This window comes from Lysinibacillus cavernae (assembly GCF_009724685.1).
Classification (GTDB): Bacteria; Bacillota; Bacilli; order Bacillales_A; family Planococcaceae; genus Lysinibacillus; species Lysinibacillus cavernae.
In genome coordinates this window covers 783220-809414 of the sequence record NZ_WMEF01000001.1, presented here as the reverse complement: position 1 = coordinate 809414, position 26195 = coordinate 783220, and the positions used below count along the sequence as shown (strand labels likewise).

Here is a 26195-nt window from a genome sequence, read left to right as displayed (position 1 = left end):
TTCACATTTTATTGACAAGTCTAATAATATATTCCTAACTTAATTATCAGAATATTATATCATTTATTGTACATGAGTAAGCAGTTTTTAACAATTCTATATGTATCTAGAAATAGTTTGTATATATCGCTATGGCATCTATTAGATCTTCCCTTGCTAAGCTTCACGTTTTTTAGGCAATAAAAAAAGCAATCCCAACTGAATTGAGATTGCCTAATCTATTCGCAAATTAAACTAAATCTTCACCGAAGAATAAACCGATTTCGCGCTCTGCAGAAGCAAGAGAGTCAGAACCGTGGATGATGTTGTGAGAAACAGTTGTTGCGTAGTCACCACGGATTGTACCTGGGTTAGATTCTTCAGGTTTAGTTGCACCCATCATTGTACGAGCAAGCTTGATTACGTTCTCGCCTTCCCATACCATAGCGAATACAGGACCAGAAGTGATGAAATCAACTAATTCACCAAAGAATGGACGCTCAGCATGTTCAGCGTAGTGCTTTTCTGCTAATTCTGTAGGAATTACCATTAATTTAGCACCTTTCATTACAAAACCGCGACGTTCGAAACGATCAACGATGTCTCCAATTACTTGACGTTCAACGCCGTCAGGCTTAACCATTAAAAAAGTTTGTTCAATTGCCATGTTTAAAACACTCCTTAAATTCATCTAACAGGTTTTACACCTACCGATAAATATTAACAAAAAATGCGCCTTTGTACAACAAAAAGCTAGAATTTACGCTTACCCATGAACAATGCGACATCGCGTAACTTTTTCTTAACGGGATGTTTTGGTAAAGCGTCAATTTCCTGTAAGGCTTTTTTCAAATATTTATCACTCATACGATTAGCTTGCTCAATTGCATGTGATTTACGCACATATTGCAACATATTTTGTCGTTCCGGTTCTGTTAACGTACCTGCAAATACTTTTACTAAGTAAGGCTGCATTTCCGGATCATCCTTCAACAATAAAATCGGCAAGGTAATATTGCCCTGCAATAAATCACTACCTGCTGGCTTACCTAACTCCTTATCTGTTGCCATAATATCTAAAACATCATCGATAATTTGGAAGCTCATGCCCACAAAGTAGCCGAAGCGCTTTAAATGTCGCACTGTTTTAGGATCAACACCTGCCGCGACAGCCCCTAACTCACAGCTAGAGGAAATAAGTAATGCTGTTTTACGTTTAATTCTTCTAAAATAATCTTTTAAGCCTTGATCTAATCTAAATTTATCTTCAATTTGAATGACTTCACCGTTACAAATCTCTACCATGGTACGTGCTAAAATTTGATGAACTAGTGGGTCTTCTAGCTTTGTAATATATTCAAGCGCACGTGCAAAAATAAAATCGCCCGTGTACATTGCTACTCTGTTATTCCATTGTGATTTGACAGTTGGGCGTCCTCTTCGCATATTGGAATCATCAATGACATCATCATGCACAAGTGATGCCATATGAATGAGTTCTAAAGGCACTGCTACGTCCTTCATCTTCTCAATGTCATAATCGCCAAATTTCGCACCTAGTAACACAAAAATTGGTCGTATCCGTTTGCCACCAGCTTGTAATAAATGGAGAGAAGCATCGTTGATCAAATATGAAGACGAGTCCACCGCTTTTTCTAACTCTCGTTCAATGATATCGATATCTGATTTCAAATCGGAATAGAGTAGTTTTAGCTTCATCTTTTCCACGTGTGAAAACCTTCCCCCATTAACGTATCTTTTTAAAGCCCATATGCATTGCCGCAGCACCGCCACTGTATGCTTTGTACGTTACTTTTTCTAATCCTGCCTGCTCATACATTGCCGCTAACTTCTTCATACCTGGGAAATCATTCGCAGATTCTTGTAGCCAAGAATACTCCTTATAGCTTTTCGCAAATATTTTACCAAATATCGGCATTATAAATTTAAAATAAAAACGGAACAGTTGACGGTAACCAGGAATTTCAGATTGTGATGTTTCTAAACATACAACCATACCACCTGGTTTTACGACACGATGCATTTCCTTCAAGACTTGTAAATAATCAGGTACATTGCGAAGACCAAAGCCAATTGTCACATAATCAAACGTATCATCTGGAAATGGTAATTCCATGGCATTTCCATGAATTAATTCAATTTGTGGATATGACTGTACCTTTTGTTCACCAACCTTCAGCATGTTTTGACTAAAGTCGAGCCCTTTTACTTCTCCACTTTCACCAACTGCCTCTGCCAATGCGATAGACCAGTCTGCTGTACCACAGCATACATCCAGTGCTTTTGATCCAGGTTTTACAGCCATGTGCTTCATCGTATCGTTACGCCAGCCTACATGCATCTGGAAACTAATTACACCATTCATTTTGTCGTAGTTTTCCGAAATACTCTCAAATACTTCGTGAACGTGTTCTTCTTTCGTTTTAGCCATTTTGAAAAACCTCTCTTATCCGTTAGTAGAAGCAATGGAAGCCTCTACATGTGCATGTAAAGCTTGTTTGACGTCACTTTGTAAAAAGGATGCATGATCAACCATCTGTGACAGTTCTGTTTTTAGATGCACAATTTTTTCCTGGATGACGCTATGAAATGTTGCGCCATTTTGTCTAATTCTTTCTTCAAGTGCCTTACCTATTAAAGACATTTGTCCACGCTGATGAGCAGCCCATTCTCTTTCTAAACGCAAGATTAATAAGCTTTTTTCTATAAGTGGAATATATTCACTGAAAGAATACAGACCGAAAAATTGAGCAATTAACCCTGCATCAATATTACGCATCGAAGCATACCATTGCTCGATTGATCGTTGTTCGTCTTCATATACTTTAATTTGATGTTCACAACGCGACACAATACCTTTTGACAAACTTTTTATCAATGCGACATTCCCTGACATCGCTAATATTTCATAGTAACGACCACTATAAAAATCCCCAGCTAAAACGGTAAGCTGCTGTTCTTTTGATGTTGCATCTACTTCTTTTATATGATCGTGAGCCGCTAAAGCTGCGTACACAATGCCAACAGTAATTGCAGCCTCTTGTTGCTCTTGTTGCCACTCTTCACCATTCAAAAACGGGATTAACAAATAAAACAATTGATTTTCATCTAGCACAGGTACACCTGTGTATTTTTGCAAAGTTCTATGACGAACATCCATGAAAATCTCTGTTTTTAACTGTGCAATTGAATTTTGAATGTATGTTGCATTCATAGACCTTACTCCATTTCACTTTCAGATACGTTAGCCCTAACGAAGGCTTAACGCTTGCTTACTGAGTCATTATAGCATACGCAACGATGCGGAATAAAAATATTTTGCTTCCCTCATAGGACAGGCAGTAAAGCTTTCCCATAAATGGATACGGGAATGCTAACTGCCTTATACTCAGTTTTTCACATCTAGTGTTTTTATATGTGTCTGTTGTACAATCATTTCGCCTTGGCGTAATGGCGTTCAGATTTTTTCGAACTTGCTCGAAAAGTGTCTCGACAAATCCTGTGACATTCGCTGGAGGTAATCTTGATTAGCGACGCTTCGCTTTTTTGAAAAAAACATTGGCTCAATCAAGATAAACAAGACAAAAACTATTCATAAATACCAAATTCATTATTTTTTCGCTTCGCTATTTATAACACCATGTGCAGTATGAATTTGTGCTTTTCCACGTATTTTCATTGCAGACGTGTGGTCCGTAAATTGTGCAATCATTACTTCGCCGGCATCTAGCTTTTCTGAATGATGGAATTTAGTATCTGTTCCACGAGTTAAACCAATGACATGTACACCATCTTCTTCTGCTTGAATAACAATATAATCTTGTGACATCTTTGTACACTCCTTAAATCCGACAAATTCTTAGTACATCATAACATAATTAGACATGCAATTTAAGACATTTGAATAAATGACAGTACTTCCCTGCGTTTCACTTCATCTTCCTCATAAATGCCGCGTGCAACTGATGTTACCGTTTTAGAGCCAGGTTTTTTTAACCCTCTCATTGTCATACACATGTGTTCAGCCTCAATCACAACGTAAACACCCTTAGGCGATAACATTTCCATAATCGTCTCTGCTACAGATGATGTAATTCGCTCTTGTAGCTGCGGGCGACGAGCAATTGTTTCCACTGCACGTCCCAATTTACTAAGCCCGGCAACAACGCCGTCATTTGGTATGTATGCGACATGCGCTTTGCCATAGAAAGGTACTAGGTGATGCTCACACATCGAATAAAAAGGAATATCTTTAACAAGCACTAATTCTTCATGATCTTCATGAAATACCGTTTTAAAATAATCTTTTGCATCCTCATGCAAGCCGCTAAACATTTCAGCATACATTTTAGCTACACGCTTCGGTGTATCCAATAAACCTTCGCGATTTACGTCTTCACCTACCGCTTCTAAAATCATTTTTACTGCTTCTTCTATTTTCAATAAATCTATATTCGACATCCGAAAAAACCTCCTGCGTATCAAAACATTACACATTTCCCTATGCATCGTAGCACATCCAAAAGGTAAGCGCAAAATGACTTACCTGTTTCATATAAAATTCACTTATAGATAAGCAAATCCCCGTATCATAATGTTATGTAATATAAATATTGACGTTAAAAAGAGCAGCCTTCATGTTCGTATACATGAAGACTGCCCTATGTAACTACTAGACGAGTATTATTTTACCGCGTCTTTAAGCGCTTTACCTGGTTTGAAAGCAGGCACCTTGCTAGCAGCGATTTCGATTTCTTTACCAGTTTGTGGGTTACGACCTTTACGAGCCGCACGTTCACGTACTTCAAAGTTACCAAAACCAATTAATTGTACTTTGTCACCCTTTGCAAGAGCATCTTGAATTGTATCAAATACAGCTTCAACTGCTTTAGAAGCGTCTTTTTTAGAAAGACCTGCAGCTTCAGCAACAGAGTTTACTAATTCTGTTTTATTCACACCATTCACCTCCTCTCAAAGGGTCATGAACCAATTCTGTAAAAAGAGTAACACATAGAAAACCGCTACGCAACTGTATTCATTCATGATTATAACCAAAAAATCAGTTTTTCACCCAAAAAACAAAAATAAAAGGACTTTTCGCATAAAAACGAAAAGCCCTGCACATATTTTTTATAATTTTTTTTGATTTTTATCACTATAAAATAAATGTTACTAAACCTCGATCTCCTTCGTTAACCATTCGTTCAATGGTTTGACGCATACGTTTTTTAGCAGTTGATGGAACTGCATCCATTTTATAGCGTATTCCTTCTTTTAATACTTCATGTAAAGGTGTTCCAAACAGTTGTGTATTCCATAATGCATCACGATCATGTAAATAAGCATGGTTTAAATCTTTTAGAAGTTGCTGACTATGGAACTCCGAGCCGATTAATGGTGCAAATTCCGACTCCATATCCACTCGAATAATATGGTAAGATGGTGCTTTTGCTTTCATTCGTACACCAAAGAAATTATTTTGTTTGATTAGCTCAGGGGCTGTTGGCTCAAATTCCTGCATCATCGGTAATGTCACACCATATCCAGACGTATCAGCATCATGAATAGCACTCTTAAAGCGTTTTTGCGCTTCTTTAGCCTCTGCCGCCTCTTTAATAAAGAGCAACCAATCTTTTTTCGTTTCGATTGGTTCTTCTAGCCATTCATTACATACTGATTTGTATAATTCACCCTGTAAGGATACGCGAATTACAGCCGTACCAATACCAGCATCCACATGGACAACTTCACTTTGATCAATAAAATCAATGGCTTTAAAGGCATCTGATGCCTGTTGAACATCTCGAATTTTCATAACAGAAGAAAGTACTTCCTCCATCGAATCAATCAAAGCAACATTCAATGGATGTGTGGCATCTAACACGTCCAGCCAATCTGGTTTCTCCACTTCTATTGTGCGAATTGGGAATTCAAATAACGCCTCTTGCAAAATATACTGAATATCAGTTTCTCTCATTTGATCAATGGACATAGCAATAACCGGAACATTATAACGTTCAAATAATTCATTGCGAAGCTGAACTGTTTCTTCTCTCGCTGGCATTTGACAATTCAGTAACATCACAAATGGTTTGCCGATGTCTTTTAATTGTTCAACAATTTCTTCTTCGGCCTTTTCTGCGGCACGGCGGCTTATACCGTTAACAGTACCATCAGTTGTTACGACAATACCGATATTCGCATGATCACGAATCACCTTATCTGTGCCAATTTTAGCTGCTTCCTGAAATGGAATAGGCTCTGTATGCCAAGGCGTATGAACATATTTAGGCCCATTTTCATCCTCATAGCCTTTTGTTCCATCAATAACATAACCAACACAATCTGCTAAACGAATTTGAAATGGCATTTCATCTTCACCGACCACAATACGGGTTGCTTGGGCAGGCACAAACTTCGGCTCAGCAGTCATTATGACTGGCCCCGGTGAACTTTGTGGCAACTCATCCTGTGCTCGCATTCTTTCTGTTTCATCCACAATGTTTGGTATCACAACTGATTCCATTACCTTTTTTACAAATGTTGATTTACCTACACGTACTGGACCGACAACACCAATATAAACATCGCCATTTGTGCGCTCTGCAATTTCTCTAAATACTGCTTCACTCAAGGTTTCTGCCTCCTTTATCTACGCTTTTTCACTATATGCAAGCTTGTAGACAAATATGAAAAAGCCCCTCACAAATGTAAGGAGCTTTTTGCCTATTCTTTTTTGGTTGCGGCTTCTGCCTCTTGTTTTTGTCGTTCTTTAGCCTTTTTGACATCAGCATTATAGGTTTCCATATCATAAATTGGTTCACCATTATCATCGACCGTATACGGAATAGAATAAGCAGGCACTACAGGGTATTTATCAACTAGTAACTGGCGAATATCATCACCAGGTTTGACATCCGGTTTGTCGTCTTTTAAGAGCTGCCCTAAATCAACAGCATAATCTACATGCAGTTCACCGTCTCCAGTCATAAAGAGCGGCAATTCGACGCCAGAATAGGGGCTTTTCACCGTAACATCTGTTTTATAGCCCAAATCTTTATAATTAATTTGATAAACATTTTCTGATGTTGCACTCTTTATCGGTAAATACTGTGTAGATAGTTTACGAATACCTATTTCACGTATGCGCTCTGCCGCATTTAAATCTACTAATTTGACTGTCGCATCACTTTCAGGATTCCAGATGATATATTGATATATACCGCCTTTTTCATAAGCATTTCCTGGAATTGTCGTCAAATACTTCGGCATAAGTTTTTCAAAATCGATTAAGTATTTAATATAAATATCCGTATCCAATTCACTATTTTTTATTGGTACTAGACCACCAGTTGCTTCACGGTATTCGTTAACGGCTCGTTGAACTGCTGCTAGTTGGTCGACATCAGGCGTTACCTTCGCCCTTTTTTCGTCTTCTGGGTACGCACATCCTACTAACAGTATGGCGGTTGCAAATACCAACAGGAAAGCACTTAGTTTTTTCATGTTACTGACACCTCATTATTTTTTATGCTGGCCACGTGGCAACTACTAGTACCATTAAAAATGTGCCAAGTCCAAACAGTATGTATGCACATAAATTTACGATTGTTCGTAAAAATACATTTGAAATCTTGTTACGAGCTAAATAAATTAAGCCTACTGAGATAATCATAAATGCGATGCAATAAAACGACACCCACATTACATCTAGTGCCGGCATATGAGCTAACGGGCCCATTTCAAATAACCACCTTTCTTTCAATGTCAAGACACAATCAAAGTATATTATACTATGTGCCTTTGCTAAAAAGAAATAGTTGTCCCCTAACTATCAAGAAATGGACAACCTTTTTACAGTGCTTTAACTATTCAACTAGTAGCACACAATAAGGCGTCTCAACAGATTCGCTGAGACACCTTATTTATGTCCGTTTCATGACAAATTTAATCAAAAAATTAATATTAATGCTTCATATCATCTATTTCACGTTTTTTCATACGCATCATTAATGCATCAACCGCAACTTTCGGTTCAACATCATTAAATAGCACACTATAAAGTTCTATAGAAATAGGCATTGCCACACCATACTTTTCTGCTAATTGATAGGCTGCCTTCGTGGTACGGACACCTTCTACAACCATTCCCATTTGATCCAGAACTTCTTGTAGCTTCATACCTTGTCCTAGCATATTCCCTGCACGCCAGTTTCGAGAGTGGACGCTTGTACATGTCACAATTAAATCACCCATGCCAGTAAGCCCCGAGAACGTAAATGGATTACCACCCATTTTGACACCTAAACGTGAAATCTCTGCCAGACCACGCGTAATCAGTGCCGCTTTCGCATTATCTCCATAATTCAAACCGTCTGTAATACCTGCCGCTAGAGCGATGACGTTTTTCAGCGCCCCCCCTACCTCTACACCGATTACATCTTCATTTGTGTAGACACGGAAAAATTGATTCATAAATAAATCCTGAACTTTTTCAGCAGCATCTATGTTGGCACAAGCAGCTGTAACAGTCGTAGGATGATGTAACACTACTTCCTCTGCATGACTTGGACCAGATAGAACAACAATTTCTTCAACATATTCAGCTGGTAAGCTGTCTGCCAAAATTTCAGAAATACGTTTTAAGGAATCCGGTTCAATCCCTTTAGAGACATGAACAAACAAAACTTTTCTCGTTAATTCAGCCGTTAATTTCTCACAAACTTCTCGAATCGCTTTTGTTGGAACAGCCACAACAATGGTCTCTGCATGCGTTGCTGCCTTCGCAATATCACTCGTCGCATGTAAATTTGTCGGCAGAATGGTTTCTGGTAAATATTTTTTATTTGTATGCAAGTTATTGATTTCTTCTGCCTGCTCAGCTCTATGTGTCCATACAAGCGTATCATGGCCATTTTCCGCAAGTACCATTGCAAGTGCAGTCCCCCAAGAGCCTGCCCCTAACACACAAACTTTTTCCATAAAAAAATCCTCCCTTTGTTGGGTTGTCTATAATAAGTTCTTTTCTTGTAAAAAGACGCCACCCAACAAACATGTCGGGTTGGCGTATTGTAAGTGTATGGCGATTGCCTTAAGCACGAGCACGTGTAATTAAACGAATTGGCGTCCCTTCAAAGTCAAATGTTTCGCGAATTCGATTTTCTAAGAAACGTTCGTATGAGAAATGCATAAGCTCCGGTTCATTCACAAAAACAACAAATGTCGGTGGCTTAATTGCAACTTGAGTGGCATAGTAAATACGTAAACGGCGACCTTTATCAGTTGGCGCAGGATTACGTGCCACTGAATCCTCAATCACTTCATTTAAGATAGAAGACTGTATACGCATCGCATGATTCTCGCTTACACGCTGGATAATCGGTAAAATTTGATGAACACGCTGTTTTGTATTAGCCGATACGAAAATAATCGGTGCATAGTCTAAAAATAGGAAATGCTCGCGAATTTGCTGAGTAAAGACATTCATCGTTTTTTCGTCTTTTTCAATAGCATCCCATTTATTCACAACGATCACAACAGCTTTTCCAGCCTCATGTGCATAGCCAGCAATTTTTTTATCTTGCTCCTGAATACCCTCTTCTGCATTAAATACCACTAAAACAACGTCTGAGCGTTCAATAGCACGTAGCGCACGTAAAACAGAGTATTTCTCAGTTGTTTCATAGACTTTCCCTTTTTTACGCATGCCGGCTGTATCAATAATGACATATTCTTGCTCATCATACTCATAAGGCGTATCAATAGCGTCGCGCGTTGTTCCTGCAATATTACTTACAATCACACGTTCTTGCCCTAAGAAAGCATTTACTAATGAAGATTTCCCAACATTCGGACGACCAATTAAAGAGAATTTAATGACATCGTCTCCATATTGCTCTTCATCTTCTTTCGGGAAATGTTTCGCACATTCGTCTAATAAATCCCCTAAACCTAAGCCGTGTGAACCTGAGATTGGCCAAGGCTCACCAAAGCCAAGTGCATAAAAGTCATAAATCATTTCACGCATGTCTGGATTATCAATTTTATTGACTGCTAATACAACTGGCTTTTTAGTTTTGTATAAAATTTTAGCTACTTGCTCATCTGCTGCCGTTACCCCTTCACGACCATTTGTCATAAAAATAATAACGTCTGCCTCATCAATGGCGATTTCGGCTTGTTGACGAATCTGCTCTAAAAACGGCTCGTCTCCAATTTCAATGCCACCTGTATCAATAATATTAAAATCATGTGTTAACCACTCTGCCGAACTATAAATACGGTCACGTGTTACGCCTGGGATATCCTCCACAATGGAAACACGTTCTCCAACGATACGGTTAAAAATCGTCGACTTACCTACGTTCGGACGACCTACGATGGCTACTACTGGTTTCGTCATCTGTACTTCATCCTTCCAACTTCTTGTCTTTCGCTATTATACACGAAAAATGCCATTATATCATATCATATCCATAAAGTAGAACGCTATGTATGACTAAACTACTCATTCGATTAATTTTAGCCGTTGTTTTGAAGGGGCGATCCTTGGATTTGAGGGTTTTTTATCCATCGCTTTATGATGTCTATTCTTTGCTTGGAAGATTCTATCCGTCACTTTGATTTCTATCCTTCGATTCAAAGGTTCTATCCGTCACTTTAATATTTCTATCCTTCAATCCAAAGGTTCTATCCATCACTTTAATATTTCTATCCTTCGATTCAAAGATTCTATCCATCACTTTAATTTAAATCCTTCAATTCCAGGATTCTATCCGTCACTTTAATAGTTCTATCCTTCGATTCAAAGGTTCTATCCACCACTTTAATAGTTCTATCCTTCAATCCAAAGGTTCTATCCACCACTTTAATAGTTCTATCCTTCGATTCAAAGGTTCTATCCGTCACTTTAATAGTTCTATCCTTCTATTCCAGGATTCTATCCACCACTTTAATATTTCTATCCTTCAATCCAAAGATTCTATCCATCACTTTAATTTAAATCCTTCTATTCCAGGATTCTATCCACCACTTTAATTTAAATCCTTCAATTCCTGGATTCTATCCGTCACTTTAATAGTTCTATCCTTCGATTCAAAGGTTCTATCCGTCACTTTAATAGTTCTATCCTTCGATTCAAAGGTTCTATCCACCACTTTAATAGTTCTATCCTTCAATCCAAAGGTTCTATCCACCACTTTAATAGTTCTATCCTTCGATTCAAAGGTTCTATCCGTCACTTTAATAGTTCTATCCTTCTATTCCAGGATTCTATCCACCACTTTAATATTTCTATCCTTCAATCCAAAGATTCTATCCATCACTTTAATTTAAATCCTTCTATTCCAGGATTCTATCCACCACTTTAATTTAAATCCTTCAATTCCTGGATTCTATCCGTCACTTTAATAGTTCTATCCTTCGATTCAAAGGTTCTATCCGTCACTTTAATAGTTCTATCCTTCTATTCCAGGATTCTATCCACCACTTTAATATTTCTATCCTTCAATCCAAAGATTCTATCCATCACTTTAATTTAAATCCTTCTATTCCAGGATTCTATCCACCACTTTAATTTAAATCCTTCAATTCCTGGATTCTATCCGTCACTTTAATAGTTCTATCCTTCGATTCAAAGGTTCTATCCGTCACTTTAATAGTTCTATCCTTCGATTCAAAGGTTCTATCCACCACTTTAATAGTTCTATCCTTCAATTCCAGGATTCTATCCACCACTTTAATAGTTCTATCCTTCAATTCCAGGATTCTATCCACCACTTTAATAGTTCTATCCTTCAATTCCAGGATTCTATCCACCACTTTAATAGTTCTATCCTTCAATTCCAGGATTCTATCCACCACTTTAATAGTTCTATCCTTCAATCCAAAGATTCTATCCATCACCTCAACCATAAAAACAGCGAGGATACATGATCGTATCCTCGCTCATCACTTTATTTAAAGTTTTTCAATTGATCGCCAATTACATCTCCAAATGAGAAGCCTGTGTTTTCTTCAGGTAATTCATAATCGATCACTTCTTCTGCGTCTGGATTTTCCAGTAATTCTTTAATGCTTAGCGCTAAACGGCCTTCCTCAGCATTTACATCAAGTACCTTTACTTGTACTCCTTGTCCTTCTTTTAACGCTTCATGTGGCGTGTTAATATGCTTGTGGGCGATTTGTGAAATATGCACTAAGCCTTCTACACCTGCGAAAACTTCTACAAATGCACCAAATGAAGTAAGACGCTTGACTTTACCATCTAAAATAGTGCCCTTAGCCGCACGTTCTTCGATATTTGACCAAGGTCCAGGAATAGTTTCTTTGATCGATAATGAAATGCGTTCATTTTCTGGGTCCACTGATAGAACTTTTACTTTTACATCTTGACCTTCAGCTAAAACCTCGCTCACATCGCTCACATGCTCATGAGATACTTGTGAAATGTGTACAAGCCCATCAATACCGCCTAGGTCGATAAATGCACCAAATGATGCTAGACGTTGAACTTTACCATCCAATACTTCGCCAGCTTTAATTTGATTGATGACGTTTTTCTTTTGTGAAGCTTTTTCTGCTTCTACCACCGCACGATGAGATAAGATCAAGCGATTTTTCTCTTTATCAAGCTCCACAATTTTAAAGCTTAATGTTTTTCCTTTATAGCCTTCAAAATCATCGACAAAGTAGTCTTCTACAAGTGAAGCTGGTACAAAGCCACGTACACCTAAATCTACGACAAGACCACCTTTAACAATATCCTTTACTTCCGCTTCGAAAATTTTCTCTGCGGCGAATTGCTGTTCAAGTGTATCCCATGCTTTTAAAGCATCAACTTTACGTTTTGATAGAACATAATTTTCTTCTTCAACCTTTGTAATCATCAACTCTAATTCATCCCCAATAGAGATGACATCAGAAGCTTTCTCAATGTGTAAGCTTGATAATTCACTAATCGGTACAATACCATCAAACGGTGCACCTGGAATTGAAACAGATACTGCCTTTTCATCGACCTGCGCTGCAATACCTTTGACGATATCACCCTCGTTAAACGTTTGTTCTGCATAGTTCATTTCTTCAGACATATGTAACCCTCCTTCGCATCTTCCCTTACTATTTTATTCGATATTGAAGACAAAGACAAAAATAAATCCCTTAAATTCTAAAAATGTCTGAAATTTTAGGATTTATAGCATTTTTTCTTCTGCTAATTTTAAAATAGCTTGTGCTGCATCATCAATGGACAATGCTGTCGTATCTAAAAATACGGCATCTTCGGCTTGAATAAGCGGTGATGCTTCACGCTCACTATCCTTTTTATCACGTAGTGCAATTTCTTCCTGAAGTTTTTCAAGCGATGAGTCAATTCCTCTTTTTTGATTATCAATAAATCTTCTTCTTGCACGTTCTTCTACTGTGGCAGACATAAAAATCTTTAGCTCTGCATTTTTTAATACGTGTGTAGCAATATCTCTGCCATCCATGACAACGCCACCATTAGCAGCAAGTTTTTGCTGTTGTGCAACTAATAGCTCACGAACTTTCGCATGGGCAGCTACTTGAGATACTGATGAAGTGACTTCATTTGAACGTATTTCTGCTGACACATTGCGACCATCTAAAAAGACAAGTTGTCCCTGAGGAGATGGTTTTAATTCAATGATGCTTGTCGCTAGCATCTCTGCTAATTTTACTTCATCATCTAAATGTATGTTTTGTTTCATTGCTTTATACGTAACTGCTCGATACATTGCACCTGTATCAATATAAGTAAAACCAAGTGCCTCAGCAACAATTTTCGCTATGGTACTTTTACCCGCACCAGCAGGTCCGTCTATTGCAATTTGAATGTTTTTCTTCATATTCTTCCCTACTTTCTGTCACCTCATATTGTACCATATAACCCAAAAAAAGCCCTCTGCCAGGAGAGGGCTTAGAAAAAATATTAATGATAAAAATTAAACATTAAATGGATTCAATTCTTTACGACGATTAACTAATTGGCGCTCAAAGCAAAAACGTACAATATGCTGTTGATCGACATCATCTGTATCCGTTAACTGGATTGTCGCAATTCGTTTACCCTCTTTTTCAAAAATGCGCACTACTGTTGCATCCGTAATGACGTATTTAACTTCTCCATTGGTAAATGGCAATACAATTGTTAATTTTACCTCATCACCATCATTGCAAGCTACCTCACCTTTCAAGATGAGTGCCAAACCGCCTGCGCTAATGTCCGATGCCACAAGCTGATATTTGTAATCCTTGAACTGAATGGCAACATCTACTGGTGTTTCAACACGAACATATTCTCGTCGTTGAATTTTTATAAATTCCTCTGGCTTTGGACAGTGCAGCATAATCATCGGTATATTGCCAGATTTACGCCCAATCACTTCTGTACTAAATGCAAAGGATTGTTTGTCCTCGGTACGAAAGGTTGCTCTAAATTCTGAGCCGTCGATTAAAAATGCCGTTTTCTTCGTTGCGACATTAATCGGATAATCAATATAAAGAATATTTTCTTGCTGCTCTACAACTTTACAGCGGAATTTCTCCAAACGCTCTGTATAAGTAGGTTCAAGTTGTAATTGTGTACCAATTTTTATTTCCATGAGCATCTCCCCGTACAAAAAATATGGTTTAATTATCTCATGAGATGCTTATTTTGGCTATAAAAATTGGTAGTATTTTCTTGTTGTTAAGTTAAATATTCCACTTTCAAAACATTGTGATTTTCCGCATCAATGACAATTCTGAATGTTTCCTGTGAATCCCCGTCACGCAATGCAATGACCTCATAACATAGTCGTTGTTCAAATTGCCCATTATCTGTATAAATGTTTTTTACCTCTTGTACTTGAACATCATCTTGGAAGAATGTTTTCCAATCAATTGGTTTAGCTGTTTGCGGCTTAATTTTCTCTTCTTGAATATACTCCATCGCATTAGCACCTAACAGCTCACCTGAATCTTTGGCTACTTTTAGTTGAACGCCATCTGCATAAATTAACGCGTTATCCCCAGGATGTACACGGGCAAATGTCACATGCCATGCTTGATGATTTTCACGTGATTCTACATAGGCCACATCTTTCATGCCTAGTTTCTTGGTATATTCTTGCGCTTTTTTGATGACTTCCTCTTGTGAGAGTTTAGCTTCATCCACAGGACGTTCTACTAAATATGATAATAAGTGTCCACCCTTTTCTGTCAAATCAACATACCCTAAACGAATTCCTTGATGGAATTGTATATGATAGAACGGATAAGGAGCCGTATCATTACTTTTTGTGACAGTGAAAGTTGCGTCTTTGATGACTGGGAATAAATATTTCACTTTTTCTATTGCTTCTTTCTCAGTAATAACAGCATCCTGCAATGCCTTTAACTCAATCTTTTTCTGCCAATCAGACTCAGATAATGTCAACGGGAAATCCTTTTCTCCGTATCCTTTTAGGGTATCTTTCACATTATCAAATGTAGCGTTTGGATTTTTATTATCTACTTGCTGTAGCCAAACATCCATTTTCCCATCATTCTTATAAAAATCTACCGTAGCAGCTGTCCAGTCATCAGAAAGAGACTGTAAATTCGTAGAGATCTGAGGCATCTTTTCACGCCAAGCCTCATAATCACCTGTTTTTGCTGTTCGTTTCGCTTCATCGCCAAGTCGACCTAAATAATTCATCCATTCATTCGACAGTTCTTGTCCAATTGGAATAGTAGCAATAGAAGAACGAACTTCTGAACTTAAACGCCAAACCGAATCTAGCTCACTGTGAATCGCCTGCTCGTCCTGAAACAAGAGTGATTGCGATACTGCTCGCTGGAGATGGGATAGTTTTTCAGATGCATCTGTTAAATTATCTGTATATTGCGCCAACACAGTACGTTGTAAATCTTCTTTATCGCCATGTAAATCAATGCTGTATGCTCCTAACCCAATAACAGCTATCGTTAAGACCACGAGCCAAGTTTTCATCTATACTCCTCCTTTCTATGAACAGAAAATATGCTCTCCTATTTGTTTAATTTGTGGACGTGACCATATCCATTTACTTGTTGCTGTTTTTGGATTGAAATAATACAATGCATTTTCAGAAGGGTCCCAACCGTTCATTGCATCAATAACAGCTTCCTTTGCTCGCTCATTTGGCTCGAGCCAAATTTGTCCATCTGCCACCGCTGTAAATGCTAATGGTTGGAATATAATACCTGAAATAGTATTTGGGAATTCAGGGCTCTCCAAACGATTTAAAATAACAGCCGCTACTGCTACTTGCCCCTCATATGGTTCTCCCCTAGCTTCTCCGTACACGGCATTCGCCATTAACTGTAAATCTCGTTCCGTATATTTAGGAGGTACTTGTGTCTGGGTCCCATTATTATTAGTGCTGCCACTACTATTACCACTGCTATTACCGCCACTAGTTCCCTTCTTCACCTGCTGATCAAGTGGCTTACCACCATAGTAAGTAAATTGATTACCTGCATTTAATTGTGCTTTCACCCATTTTTCATCATAATCAGAATTGCCCGCTAAAGCTTTCTTTGTTTTTGTGCCAGCGATTCCATCTACTGGTAAACCATATTTCTCTTGGAAATTTCGTAAAGCCCAGTATGTGTTATAGCCAAATTTGCCATCAATTTTACTCTTATAAAAACTTAAGTATTGTAACCTTGCCTGCAACTCAATGACATCATCACCATAGGCACCACGAGTAATTTGCTGATCGCTAAATGCATTGGCATCATTTTGAGGAATCGCAATTATACTAATTCCTAATATCAAAGCAAAAAGTATGCTTACTAAACGCACTTTTATCACTCCTTTTTTTTATAGCTTGAAACAAAAGAAGTAATTTATACATGATAAAAAAGAAATAAAGCGTAGAAATCTTTGACGATTTCTACGCTTAAATTTTTTTTTGCATATGCAAATGTTGCACCAGATGATAATGGGCAAGCTTCACTTTTCGCAAGCCAAACCACCATAAAAACAACATAAAAGGAATCATTAAATAAACCCAGTGACCTTTGAATGATAATATTGTATTGTATAGAATGTGAAGTACTACCGGTGCACAAAGCGCCATAGCAATCATTTCTTTCGTCTTTACATGCTTCGAAAACTTAGCACGTCCATAATAATAGCCCATTACTACACCGAACAACGCATGACTGGATACTGGTAATAAGGCTCGCATAAATGCTGTATCCAAGCCAAAAGAAAGTAAATAGAGAACATTTTCAATCGTAGCAAAACCAAGAGATACACTGGCACCATATAAAATACCATCATAAGGGTCATCAAATTCTACATGATTGTAAATTGCTATTAATAGAACAAACCATTTAAAAAATTCTTCAATGACACTAGAAAAAAGAACGTCTTGAAGGTAAAGATATCGAAAAACCCCTTCCTCTGTTAATACATATTGTAAAAACATGATAGGAAACGTTAAGAATGCACCGTATAAAAATGTTTGTAGTAAAGTTCTTCTTGGCTCCGTAGCCATCTGATTGCGCAAATAGAAATAACTAAAAAGCGCTAGACCGGGAGCAATGGCAGCAGATAATAAAATGATCATGATGCCGGCTCCTTTCAACAATAGACTGCTTATTATTATACCATGTAATGACAAAAAAACTTTTTAAAAGGAGATTTTATTTTTATGAAAAAAACAATTTTATTAATTCATACTGGCGGCACAATCTCCATGGCAATGAGTGCTGAAGGAGCAGTCATGCCAAATAAGGAAAATCCACTCATGAAGGAAAGTAACAAGCTAGCTTCACTTGCAACTATTAACGAAATAGAAGCTTTTAACCTTCCTTCTCCACATATCACACCGAAAGAAATGCTGCAATTACGTAACTTGATTATGGAACAAATTGCAGCAGAGCAAATTGACGGTGTTGTCATCACACATGGCACGGATACATTGGAAGAAACCGCCTATTTCTTAGAGCTGACAACGAATTTAGCCATTCCTATTGTACTGACTGGTGCAATGCGCTCTTCGAACGAACTAGGGGCAGATGGCATTTATAATTTAGTGGAAGCAGTCCGAGTAGCGGTTGATGAAGAAGCACGTGACAAAGGCGTACTCGTCGTGATGAATGATGAGGTACATCTTGCTGTTAATACAACAAAAACAAGCACAAGTTCTGTAAATACTTTCCAATCCCCTCAATATGGACCGATTGGACTTATTACAAAATCACGTATCTTATTCCATCATGCGCCCATTCGTCGACAATATGTAGATGTGAACAATTTATCAAAGCGCGTTGCGATGTTAAAAGTTTATGCAGGTATGGAGGAAGACTTACTTGATGTCGTGCTTGCATGCAAATATGATGGTGTTGTACTCGAAGGACTAGGTCAAGGGAATGTCCCACCATCTGTTGTAAAGGGCATTGAAAGCCTATTACAGCGAGACATCCCAGTAGTACTCGTTTCCCGCTGCTTTAATGGTATTGCAGAGGGTGTTTACGGCTATGTTGGCGGCGGTAAAATGCTAGAAGACTTAGGGGCAATTTTTGCCACAGGTATAAATGGTCAAAAAGCACGCTTAAAATTATTAATTGGACTGAATACAACTGGCAGTCCTTTAAACTTAAAGGACTTTTTCCTATAATGCCAATGTATTCTTCTTTAATACGCTGCTACGCCTCTATCACCTGTTCATAATAGCTCAATACTTCACATAGACACTCAAGGGCATCATCGAAATCTGGTTGAATAACAGAAAATTGGAGAAATCCTTTTTCTTGTAAATAGCAGCTATCACCATGAGCCAATAGCCCATTTAATGCTAAATCCATGTGTAGATTCGAAAGTGTTTTTGGTAATTGAACTGTTACTAGCATTGGATATTGGGTTGTAGGTAATTGATAACGCATGATTGGTAACTGCAGTAGTGCCTTAAAGCGTTGCTGTAGCTGGTCATAGCGTGCTGGATAGGCTTGTAAAGACACATCAACATTACCAAGTAGCACCGCAGGTAGAGTAAATGGTATGGCACCTTGTTGATAATTTGCTAAGTCAAGATAAGCGGGTAATGTATTTGCTGTTGGTGCAAGTGATTGCGAAAACACAAATGCTAGCCCACTTAATGCACCTATGGCTTTACCACTAACTGCGGTGGCCAAATAACAATCCTGTAAAGAAATTGGCATGGCACCGAATGTACTGATACTATCTATACATAGTTTTACATCATAGCGCTTAGCTAGCTTACTAAGGCTTTCTATGTCATTACAAGTTCCTGTGGAAGTCTCTCCATGCACTGCCAGCATCCACTGATAAGAACCCGTTTCTAGTAGCAACGTCAATGCATCACCATCAAATGTTGTCCCCCAGCCTTGTTCTACTGTATCAAATTGTAATGACCAACGAGTTGCCTGCTTTTGTAAACGTTCGCCAAATTCACCATTTGTTAAAATAAGCCCTTTCCCTAATTGCTGTACCTTTAGTTGTGCCAGCATCACTTCATTTGCCAACGTTCCCGTACCAACTATTACCCCAACATGATTAGCATTCGATAAATGCAGTAACTTTTGTTGTACTCGCTCATAAAGTGCATGAAATGTTAACGAACGGTGAGATAAGTCTGAATAACCGATCGACTCTTGTTGCTTCACAGGTCCTGGATAAAATGTAAAGTGTTCCGTCGTTAGTCTATGTTGCAATGATTGTTCAAATTCATGTCTTGTTAGCACCATAGGTAAAAACAATGCATCCTCTGCCCCTACAGCTGGCGCAAATTGCCGAAAGCCCATCTGCTTATAAAGCTTTTCTTCCCGCGTTGTCCCTGAAATAACTGCAGCTGTATAGCCCTTTTCGTAGGCAAATCTGTTTAAAGCTTGTGTAAGTTTCAGTAGTACTCGCCCTGTCCGATAACCTTTTTTCACCGAAAGTAAACGCATTTCGCAAAGTTTAGCGCAATTTTCCTTTGGTAAATATTGTTCAACCTTGCCTATTTTTTCATCAATGGAAAAGGGTCGTTGATCTCTAAATGCCACCATACCAATTAATTCAGTTTTCTTATAGACGACAACATACGTATTCTCTTGATGGAATCGGTCCACTTTTTTTCTTGTCAAATTCGGTTCATGCTGAGGAATTTCTTCCACAAAAGTTTCATAATTTAAGCGCGCAATGTCCTCAAACTCCTCTTTTGTTTGTGCAATTTTACACCAATACATTTCTTCACTTCCCTCTTTCCAAAGACTCCTGAATATTAGACATATGCTTGATGAGCATGCACACTATTGCTATGATTAGAGCTCCATACGGCTCTATTTTCCCTGCCTGAATGATCGCACCTACGTAAAAAATAAAGCCACCAACCATACCAAGTGTCAAGCTTCTTGTAAAGGAAGATACAAGCATAGTACCAACAATCATCCATAAAAATAGGCTTGGCGATAAGGCAAGACCAACACCAATAAAAGTAGCCACGCCCTTGCCTCCATTAAATCTCAGCCATATCGGAAATAGATGCCCAACGATCACCAATGCAGCCCCACAAATAATGACCCATTCTTGTAAGTGCCACAAACGGCCTAAACCAACTACTAATACACCTTTCATTGAATCACCAAGCAAAGTCCAAATAAAGGCTACCTTTCCAAGAACACTTCCCGCATTACGTGCGCCTAAGTTTTTACTGCGCTCTTCCTGCAAATTGACTCCATATATCTTACCAACGAAAAATGCCGTCATGAAGTTTCCTATTAAACAACTGAAGAGCCAATACAACCCAATCAATGAGTTTCCTCCTTGCTAAAAAGGCTGTACAAGCGTCATGCCTATACAGCCTCCACCATTATTTTTTTCTTTGCGCAATAATTTGAGCGATACATTCCCCATGGAAACGACCATTTTCTATAAAAATTTCGTTGGCATTATTCCCTGCGGCAATAACACCTGCAATGAATAAGCCTTCGACATTTGTTTCCATCGTTTCGGGCGTAACATAAGGACGCCCCGTTTCTTCATCTATCTCAACTCCCATGGCTTTGATAAAGGAGTGATCTGGATGGTAGCCAGTCATAGCAAAAACAAAATCATTTTTCATTACTTTCTCTTGGCCATCCACTTCTAAAACAACTTCATGTTCGCGTATTTCTAGCACATTCGTATTAAAATGCATGTCAACTTCCTCTGTTTTGACTACCCCTTCAAATTCGGGTAATACCCACGGCTTGATGCTTGGTGAATATTCACTTCCGCGGTAGGCAACCGTTACACGGGCACCTGCTTTATTTAACTCTAACGCTGCATCTATAGCTGAGTTTTTGCCACCTATAACAAGAACATCTGTATCGAAAAATTCATGTCCTTCTTTAAAGTAATGGAATACTTTAGGTAACTCTTCACCCTTGATCTTTAAATAATTTGGATGATCATAGTAGCCTGTTGCAATGACAACATATGGCGTTTCATAAACATCTTTATCTGATGTTACAGTAAACATATCATCATTTTTCACAACACTTTGTACTTTTTCAAAGCGATTAACTTGAATATTTTTCAAACGTACAACCTCGCGATAGTAGACAAGTGCTTGGTTTCGTTTTGGTTTACGTCCTTCAATAATAAATGGTACGTCACCAATCGCTAAACGCTCACTTGTACTAAAAAAAGTTTGATGTGTAGGATAATGATAAATGGCATTCACGATATTTCCCTTTTCAATCACAATAGGTTGTAATCCAATATCTTGCAAAGCTATTGCTGCTGCTAAACCACATGGGCCTCCTCCAACAATAATTGCATCTGCTTGTTGCATTTTTTGACACTCCAATCGAAATTAAACAACAATATTTGCTGTTCCATGCTTTCACATAATCATAGAATAAACGATACCTTATTATTATACGCCTTCTCACAAGTTTTGGTTGTTTATTTACTCGAAATATCAATATCAATAATATGACATTGAGGCTTTGCCCCCAGTCGGAAAGGCACTAATGTTGTTCCATAGCCATTACTTACTAAGGTCATGACACCATCACGCTCCCGATAAGAACCATTTGGATGTACACCATAAGGACCAAATCGAATCTGTCCACCATGTAAATGGCCACCCATCATTAAATCAGCATGGAACTTTGCTCGAACTTTCGCAAAAACACCAGGATTATGTGCAATGAAAACAACTAAGTCCTGTTCTCCTACCTTTGCAAAGGCCTTTTCGAAACTATACTCTTTAATTGTTGTATCCTCAATCGCACTTAGCCAAAAACGATTTTTTGTGGGAAGCAGTACCGCATCATTGACAATGATCTGAACCTGATGCTCTTGAAAAATGTCCTTTAGCCATTCTTCTCCTACCTCTCTGTCATTATTGCCCCACACAAAATAGGTTGGGCCAACAGTAGTTAATAATTTTAAATTGTCATGAATACGTGCATTAGGTGTGCGTCCATCTGCAAAGTCACCACCAATAATGACAGCATCAAAATGTCCCTCTAATCGTGCAATCATTTTCTTATTTATTTTACGTAAATGAACATCTGAAATAAAAAATAGCCGTACCTTTTCCTGTTCACCCTGTAATGATAACTGGTGGTGTAATACATTATTCTCATGCGCTACCTTCCACATGTAGAGTAGAAAGACGATGACTACTAAAAGAAATAGCCCTAAATATAGCATTTCCTCACTTCTCCTTACGACAACAAAAAGGCGATTCGTTTCTTAAGAAGAATCGCCTTTTCGCTAAATCAGACGTACGTTTTGGTGTGAACGTTTGTCTGTTATTTTATACTTGAAAAACTATAGGACATAAAAAATTCGCATTAAGGTAGCTTAATTACTTGCCCAACCATTACCGTATTAGAAGACATGCCATTGGCAGCACGAATTTTAGCTAATGTTGCTTCACTGCCATCGCCATAATGATTTAATGCAATTCGGTATAAGTTCTCACTTGCTTTTACAGTATGTGTACTTGCTTTAGCATTTTGTTTAGCTTCTTCCGCTTTTCTAGCCTCTTCAGCTTTTCTTTTTGCATCTGCTTGTTGTTGAGCTATTCTCGCTTCCTCAGCTTTTTTTGCTTCTTCCGCTTTTTTCGCTGCATCTGCATTTTTAGCATCTTGTGCTTTTTTCGCTTCTTCCGCAGCTTTTTGCTCAGCAGCTAATTTATCTGCATCTTTTTGAGACTGCTCCTGTGCTTTCTTATCAGCTTGATCGTCTTTATCCTTATTTTTATCTTTATCAGTCGCTGATGCTTCTGAGGTATCTAATTCGACGACCTGTTCAGCTGATTCCTTTTCTGCTTGTTCAATTGTTTTTCCTGGTTCATAAAATTTCCAAAAATAGATAAGTATCGTTAATGGAATAAGGATAAAAATAACAAAAAGAATCGTCATTAACGGTGTTTTACGTTTCGAATTTTTTGGTTTTTTATCTTTATTGCCATTTTTATTCATTCTGGAAACTCTAGATAAGGATTGCTGTTCTTTTTGTTCATCCTCAAATGATTGACGATGCTCTTCTATTTTATCGCGATAATCTTCTTTACTCATTCGCCTTTCCCCCAACCTTACTACGCTTTCTTATCATCTCTATTATGACGAATTTTACGAAAAAAGTAAATGACCGTCAGTTTTAGTCTAAATACCCAATAAAAGTTGCTGTAATCGACTTTCCCACGGAACCATTTCTATTTTCTTATCTTCTTTTAAGCGTGTTTTCTTGATTTCATCATAATGGATTCCACAATTTTCACAACAGTTTTCCGGTTTTTTCTGCAATTTTTGCCCAAAATACCCGACTAAATGTTCACGAATACAGCCTTTTGTCTGAATGATTTTAAGCATTTCATCCACTGCACGGTATTTCTCTAGGGCTAAATGATTTAGTCGCGCCTTTACTTGTTCAGTAGATTCTTGTTGAATCCAATAGTCCAATACTCTAAAAGCCGTCTCACTCAACTCACCATTTTTTAGCATTTGTGTTGGCTGTATCTGCTGGAAAAGTAGCTCCTGATAGCGATCGACATGGTGAGGTGTCGGTAAATCCCCTGTAACAACAAATTTCGCCAGCTCCTCATCACCTTCACTATACAATAAAATTGCAAGCGCAGACTGTCCATCACGACCTGCACGTCCTATCTCCTGCATATAATTCGCTATATTAGCAGGCATCGATTCATGTATGACCTGACGTATATCTTGTTTATTGATTCCCATCCCAAAAGCATTCGTTGCTACAATCCAATCCAGTTCACCATCTATAAACTGTTGTTGGATAAATTGACGGTCCTCTGCACCATAACCTGCATGATAGGCAGCCGTGCGAATGCCTGCTTGTAAAAATGCTGTGCTATATTGTTGCGCACGTTTCCGGGAGGAGACATATAGAATCCCTGGACCAGCAGTCTCTTTAATATGTTGCATAAGCCAACTTGCTTTATCGGCCTTATCCTCTAATACGATACGCCCCAGATGAATGGTTGGTCGGTCAACATTATACATAAACTCAAATGGTTCCTTTAGTGATAAGGTTTCACGTATATCTTGAACAACCTTACTCGTTGCCGTAGCGGATAATGCCAATATTGGTGGACGATTTTCCTTTGAAAACCATTCGCCTATCCGTAAATAATCCGGTCGAAAATCAAAGCCCCATTGTGATATACAATGCGCCTCGTCCACTACAATTAAGCCTAGCTTCATCTGCGCTAACTTCTCTTGTACCTGTTGCTGCAGTAACATCTCTGGAGATGTAAAAATAAAACGGTATTGCTCTAAATAAAGTAATACATTGCGTTTTTCTGTTATGGATAAAAAGGAATTTAAAGCTACTACTCTCTTTTCCCCAAAACGTTTCAGCTCTTCTACTTGATCCTGCATTAATGAAAGCAATGGCGAAACAATTAACACTGGCTTTTGCAGAGTATAAGCTGGGAGCTGATAGCAAAGTGACTTCCCCATTCCTGTTGGCAATAAAGCAATGACATCTTTTTCTTGCAAGATAGCTTCAATGACTTCTTTCTGCCCTGGTCGAAATGCTGAATAACCAAAATGCTTGTGCAATAATTGTTCAAGTTTCATTTACACTTCTCCTTTCGCAAGGACAAGCCTTAATTGAAAATAACTCATATCGTTTAAAGCTTCATGTAATATTTTCAACTTTTTTGTTTGATAGTGCTTCGATGCCTGCCAAACTTTTTGTGCTTCTTCATATGAGACGAATGGTCCAATAGAAAAGTTCGGTTCATACATCGCTAATTCCACAAAATGATCCTCAATTGTGCTTTGCTTTAACTTCCTCATATGCACAATTTGTTCCATGGCATAACCTTGCTCATATAATTGCGCTGTGTGTTGTGCAGAATCGGTTAACAATAGTTTAACTTTTAGTCCTGCTGCCACTTGCCCAAGTAATGGGTAATCATCACCTTTTTGATGCACTTCATTTAATAATATATGTAGTGTTTCAATAAAAGCTAATTGACTATCTAGAACGGATTCCTTACGTTCATCCGCAAGCTGTTGCCATGTCCAGCCAGGTAATCGGTACCCACTTAAGCGGTAAAGAACAAGCTGCTTGCTAGTATCTGAAACAGGTAGATTGTTTAGCACCCTTGTACATTCCGCTAATACTTGTTGCTGTAAATGACCTTTTTGGTAATGATGATCCTGTAAAAAAGAACGTACCCATGTTTGAGTCACCGGATCCCTACTAATAGGAGAAAAAGAACGAACTTCAGCAATTTGGTGTGACAAACTTTGCACAATTAGAGAAAGCCTTGCAAAAAAAACATGCTCATTTCCTCGGTATTGCCAACCATCAAAGAAAAATGTCGGTGTTTGTTGAGCAAGTTGCACGCCTAGCTTTTCCATGTAAAAATGACCGGATTCCTGCACTTTTAACCAACTATACTGCATAAATAAGGTTACCGCCTCGTCAAATGTGGCACGGGATAATTTTGGTAATAACCCAAAATATTGATGCAGCTGAAAAAGACCAATATCTTGAATTGTCTGGCCTGAACGCTTTCCTCTTAGAACATGATACGCAGCTGAAATCGTCCGCTCCTTATTGAGTTTTTGAAAGATTTGCAATAAAATTTGATGAAACATTGACGCAAATTCCTCCAATTTAATAGTATTTAAGTTGAAATGTAAGTTAAACATCTTTAAAATGAGTATGAAGCTTT

General features: G+C 38.2%; 30 protein-coding genes. 1 reads left to right on the top strand and 29 read right to left on the bottom strand.

Going from position 1 to position 26195, the window contains the following annotated elements; all coding sequences use genetic code 11:
* Window positions 1-229: 229 nt before the first annotated feature.
* From ndk to prsW, 22 genes are all read right to left on the bottom strand, one after another.
* Complete coding sequence (gene ndk / locus GJU32_RS03935; protein ID WP_155590621.1) at window positions 230-646, bottom strand: nucleoside-diphosphate kinase; 417 nt, start codon at window positions 644-646, stop codon at window positions 230-232.
* 86 nt (window positions 647-732) lie between these two features.
* A complete protein-coding gene (hepT, locus tag GJU32_RS03930; RefSeq protein WP_155590620.1) occupies window positions 733-1707 on the bottom strand; it encodes a heptaprenyl diphosphate synthase component II in 975 nt (324 codons plus the stop codon).
* Window positions 1708-1726: 19 nt separating this feature from the next.
* Window positions 1727-2431, bottom strand: coding sequence for a demethylmenaquinone methyltransferase (locus GJU32_RS03925; RefSeq protein ID WP_155590619.1), 705 nt, complete (start codon window positions 2429-2431; stop codon window positions 1727-1729).
* Window positions 2432-2446: 15 nt separating this feature from the next.
* A complete protein-coding gene (locus GJU32_RS03920; protein WP_155590618.1) occupies window positions 2447-3214 on the bottom strand; it encodes a heptaprenyl diphosphate synthase component 1 in 768 nt (255 codons plus the stop codon).
* A 396-nt stretch (window positions 3215-3610) separates the two neighbouring features.
* Complete coding sequence (gene mtrB, locus GJU32_RS03915; protein WP_155590617.1) at window positions 3611-3829, bottom strand: trp RNA-binding attenuation protein MtrB; 219 nt, start codon at window positions 3827-3829, stop codon at window positions 3611-3613.
* Between the two features lie 62 nt (window positions 3830-3891).
* A complete protein-coding gene (gene folE, locus GJU32_RS03910) occupies window positions 3892-4461 on the bottom strand; it encodes a GTP cyclohydrolase I FolE (protein ID WP_155590616.1) in 570 nt (189 codons plus the stop codon).
* A gap of 222 nt (window positions 4462-4683) precedes the next feature.
* Entirely contained in the window at window positions 4684-4956 is a 273-nt protein-coding gene (locus tag GJU32_RS03905; RefSeq protein ID WP_004232618.1) for an HU family DNA-binding protein, read from the bottom strand.
* 199 nt (window positions 4957-5155) lie between these two features.
* A complete protein-coding gene (gene spoIVA / locus GJU32_RS03900) occupies window positions 5156-6634 on the bottom strand; it encodes a stage IV sporulation protein A (protein WP_155590615.1) in 1479 nt (492 codons plus the stop codon).
* Between the two features lie 92 nt (window positions 6635-6726).
* Window positions 6727-7506 carry a hypothetical protein gene (locus GJU32_RS03895; RefSeq protein WP_155590614.1) on the bottom strand — a complete coding sequence of 260 codons (780 nt, stop codon included), beginning with the start codon at window positions 7504-7506 and terminating at the stop codon, window positions 6727-6729.
* A gap of 22 nt (window positions 7507-7528) precedes the next feature.
* Window positions 7529-7741: a DUF2768 domain-containing protein gene (locus tag GJU32_RS03890; RefSeq protein ID WP_155590613.1), complete on the bottom strand. Its 213-nt coding sequence runs from the start codon at window positions 7739-7741 to the stop codon at window positions 7529-7531.
* Between the two features lie 224 nt (window positions 7742-7965).
* Window positions 7966-8982, bottom strand: coding sequence for an NAD(P)H-dependent glycerol-3-phosphate dehydrogenase (locus GJU32_RS03885; RefSeq protein ID WP_155590612.1), 1017 nt, complete (start codon window positions 8980-8982; stop codon window positions 7966-7968).
* Between the two features lie 109 nt (window positions 8983-9091).
* Window positions 9092-10402 carry a ribosome biogenesis GTPase Der gene (der, locus tag GJU32_RS03880; RefSeq protein WP_155590611.1) on the bottom strand — a complete coding sequence of 437 codons (1311 nt, stop codon included), beginning with the start codon at window positions 10400-10402 and terminating at the stop codon, window positions 9092-9094.
* Window positions 10403-10607: 205 nt separating this feature from the next.
* The gene (locus GJU32_RS23530; protein ID WP_274381798.1) at window positions 10608-10739 is read right to left on the bottom strand and encodes a hypothetical protein; all 132 of its coding nucleotides are present in this window, start codon (window positions 10737-10739) and stop codon (window positions 10608-10610) included.
* A gap of 4 nt (window positions 10740-10743) precedes the next feature.
* The gene (locus GJU32_RS03875) at window positions 10744-10908 is read right to left on the bottom strand and encodes a hypothetical protein (RefSeq protein WP_155590610.1); all 165 of its coding nucleotides are present in this window, start codon (window positions 10906-10908) and stop codon (window positions 10744-10746) included.
* A gap of 125 nt (window positions 10909-11033) precedes the next feature.
* Complete coding sequence (locus tag GJU32_RS03870; RefSeq protein WP_155590609.1) at window positions 11034-11240, bottom strand: hypothetical protein; 207 nt, start codon at window positions 11238-11240, stop codon at window positions 11034-11036.
* Window positions 11241-11571: 331 nt separating this feature from the next.
* Window positions 11572-11901, bottom strand: a complete 330-nt coding sequence (locus GJU32_RS03865; RefSeq protein ID WP_155590608.1) for a hypothetical protein — start codon at window positions 11899-11901, stop codon at window positions 11572-11574.
* A 53-nt stretch (window positions 11902-11954) separates the two neighbouring features.
* Window positions 11955-13091, bottom strand: a complete 1137-nt coding sequence (gene rpsA / locus GJU32_RS03860; RefSeq protein WP_155590607.1) for a 30S ribosomal protein S1 — start codon at window positions 13089-13091, stop codon at window positions 11955-11957.
* Between the two features lie 102 nt (window positions 13092-13193).
* Window positions 13194-13868: a (d)CMP kinase gene (gene cmk / locus GJU32_RS03855; protein ID WP_155590606.1), complete on the bottom strand. Its 675-nt coding sequence runs from the start codon at window positions 13866-13868 to the stop codon at window positions 13194-13196.
* A 96-nt stretch (window positions 13869-13964) separates the two neighbouring features.
* Entirely contained in the window at window positions 13965-14624 is a 660-nt protein-coding gene (locus tag GJU32_RS03850; RefSeq protein WP_155590605.1) for a flagellar brake protein, read from the bottom strand.
* An 86-nt stretch (window positions 14625-14710) separates the two neighbouring features.
* The gene (locus GJU32_RS03845) at window positions 14711-15994 is read right to left on the bottom strand and encodes a PepSY1/2 domain-containing protein (protein ID WP_155590604.1); all 1284 of its coding nucleotides are present in this window, start codon (window positions 15992-15994) and stop codon (window positions 14711-14713) included.
* Window positions 15995-16009: 15 nt separating this feature from the next.
* Window positions 16010-16831 (bottom strand): spore cortex-lytic enzyme, encoded by an 822-nt coding sequence (gene sleB / locus GJU32_RS03840; protein WP_155590603.1) that lies wholly within the window; start codon window positions 16829-16831, stop codon window positions 16010-16012.
* Window positions 16832-16928: 97 nt separating this feature from the next.
* Window positions 16929-17603, bottom strand: coding sequence for a glutamic-type intramembrane protease PrsW (gene prsW / locus GJU32_RS03835; RefSeq protein ID WP_155590602.1), 675 nt, complete (start codon window positions 17601-17603; stop codon window positions 16929-16931).
* Between the two features lie 84 nt (window positions 17604-17687).
* Here prsW and GJU32_RS03830 point away from each other — a divergent pair, with 84 nt between their 5' ends.
* A complete protein-coding gene (locus GJU32_RS03830) occupies window positions 17688-18656 on the top strand; it encodes an asparaginase (protein ID WP_155590601.1) in 969 nt (322 codons plus the stop codon).
* Between the two features lie 28 nt (window positions 18657-18684).
* Here the strand turns inward: GJU32_RS03830 and GJU32_RS03825 are convergent, their stop codons facing one another.
* The 7 genes from GJU32_RS03825 to GJU32_RS03795 form a co-directional block, all read right to left on the bottom strand.
* The gene (locus GJU32_RS03825; RefSeq protein WP_155590600.1) at window positions 18685-20226 is read right to left on the bottom strand and encodes an aminotransferase class V-fold PLP-dependent enzyme; all 1542 of its coding nucleotides are present in this window, start codon (window positions 20224-20226) and stop codon (window positions 18685-18687) included.
* Between the two features lie 4 nt (window positions 20227-20230).
* Window positions 20231-20791: a glycerol-3-phosphate acyltransferase gene (locus GJU32_RS03820; protein ID WP_155590599.1), complete on the bottom strand. Its 561-nt coding sequence runs from the start codon at window positions 20789-20791 to the stop codon at window positions 20231-20233.
* Between the two features lie 58 nt (window positions 20792-20849).
* Complete coding sequence (locus tag GJU32_RS03815; protein WP_155590598.1) at window positions 20850-21815, bottom strand: YpdA family putative bacillithiol disulfide reductase; 966 nt, start codon at window positions 21813-21815, stop codon at window positions 20850-20852.
* Between the two features lie 113 nt (window positions 21816-21928).
* Window positions 21929-22684, bottom strand: a complete 756-nt coding sequence (locus tag GJU32_RS03810; RefSeq protein ID WP_155590597.1) for a metallophosphoesterase — start codon at window positions 22682-22684, stop codon at window positions 21929-21931.
* 143 nt (window positions 22685-22827) lie between these two features.
* The gene (locus GJU32_RS03805) at window positions 22828-23556 is read right to left on the bottom strand and encodes a LysM peptidoglycan-binding domain-containing protein (protein ID WP_155590596.1); all 729 of its coding nucleotides are present in this window, start codon (window positions 23554-23556) and stop codon (window positions 22828-22830) included.
* Between the two features lie 87 nt (window positions 23557-23643).
* On the bottom strand, window positions 23644-25086 hold the full coding sequence (locus GJU32_RS03800; protein WP_155590595.1) for a RecQ family ATP-dependent DNA helicase: 1443 nt from the start codon (window positions 25084-25086) through the stop codon (window positions 23644-23646).
* Complete coding sequence (locus GJU32_RS03795) at window positions 25087-26118, bottom strand: YpbB family protein (RefSeq protein ID WP_155590594.1); 1032 nt, start codon at window positions 26116-26118, stop codon at window positions 25087-25089.
* Window positions 26119-26195: the final 77 nt, after the last annotated feature.